The sequence below is a fragment of the Bartonella sp. CL162QHHD genome (assembly GCF_042195435.1).
In the GTDB taxonomy this organism is placed as follows: Bacteria; Pseudomonadota; Alphaproteobacteria; order Rhizobiales; family Rhizobiaceae; genus Bartonella.
This window is the reverse complement of sequence record NZ_JBHIOG010000035.1, coordinates 1-1,261: the sequence shown is the minus strand read 5'-3', so window position 1 is coordinate 1,261 and position 1,261 is coordinate 1. Positions and strand designations below refer to the sequence as shown.

1 protein-coding gene is annotated in these 1,261 nt (G+C 40.7%); it reads right to left on the bottom strand.

Features of this window, described 5'->3' with window-relative positions:
- Nucleotides 1-179: 179 nt before the first annotated feature.
- Nucleotides 180-1,261 (bottom strand): N4-gp56 family major capsid protein (locus ACFILD_RS03075; protein WP_375664750.1); only part of this gene is annotated, 1,082 nt, incomplete at its 5' end.

The window sequence follows — 1,261 nt, the reverse complement described above, 5'->3', positions numbered from 1 at the left end:
AAACGCTTTAATCGAAAGGATCATCGCACCACGCGGTAAAGTCCCGATTTTGCGTGTCAAATGCTTATCTTTATACGAGATGTTCAAGCGAAAAAAACTCACTTGTTGCGTAACCAAGTTTCTCCCTTGTAGGGGTTGTGGTAATCCTTCTGCCATGTTTTATTTCCTTTCTTTGAAAATTAAGAAGGCTTTTCGCCTGTGCAAGTTGAAACAACAACGGTTCCGAAATCTTGCGCATTTTGTCCTCTTCCAGGCATTTGGAAACGTGTTTTCTTCATGCCTATGATTGTCTTAGCTGCAACACCATATACCCGTTGATAATCATCAAGCTCTTCAACCAATTTATAGCGCGTCTCTTGATTTTCTGCTCCAAAGGCAAGCATCGCACTCTGTGCACCCAGTAATACAGCACGGCGGACATTTTCTTCAACACTACCATCGGATTTAACACCATGGGTTACATGTTCGGATTCTCGTAAAATCACACCATTATACATGCCTAGTGAACCATCAAAAATCGGGTTCTTCGCGCGCGAACCTGAATAAACTGCCTTTTGTATATCAAGCCATTGACCAGTATCTGTATTGGTACGCAATTGCATAACTTGTATGGGATGAAGATACATCACGTAGACATTGGAACCACCAACCCGTACTGGTCTGATTTTGGGGTTAGCCAACTTTGCAACTTTAACAGCTTCATCTATGAGCTTAAGACTAAAACCGTGTTTTGCCAGCTCTTTTACGTCTTCATCTTTCGTTTTGGCTTCTGGTCGCACAATACGCTTACTGCTTGGTGCCAATGGTGCATTAAAACCATAATACAATTCATCAAGTTCAACTTCACGTCCTTCAAACTTTATTGTAGGCGCTGTATATCCGCAAACTTGAAGAAAAAACATCAAACTCAAACGGTCTGCAAACCAATCAACCAATGACTTATGTGCTTCGTCGCGTAAACTAAACAAAATACGTTGTTGATCAATCGTACCTTTATTTTTTGTTGAAACAGCGTTATTAAGTTCATTGATATAAAGTTTATCATGAAGGAATTGGAGTGCCTCTTCATTGCCTTTAAGCGTTTCACCCTCGCTTACACCACGCCCCATAATCTGTGCTCGTAAGCTAAACGTAACACAATCTCCGCCTTCTTTCCTAAGTTCATTCTTGACTTGAATGATACTATTGGAGCCTTCTCCCATTAATGGTTCAATATCAAGCGCTTTAGACGCTTCATAATTTAATCTCTTTGACCAAGCTT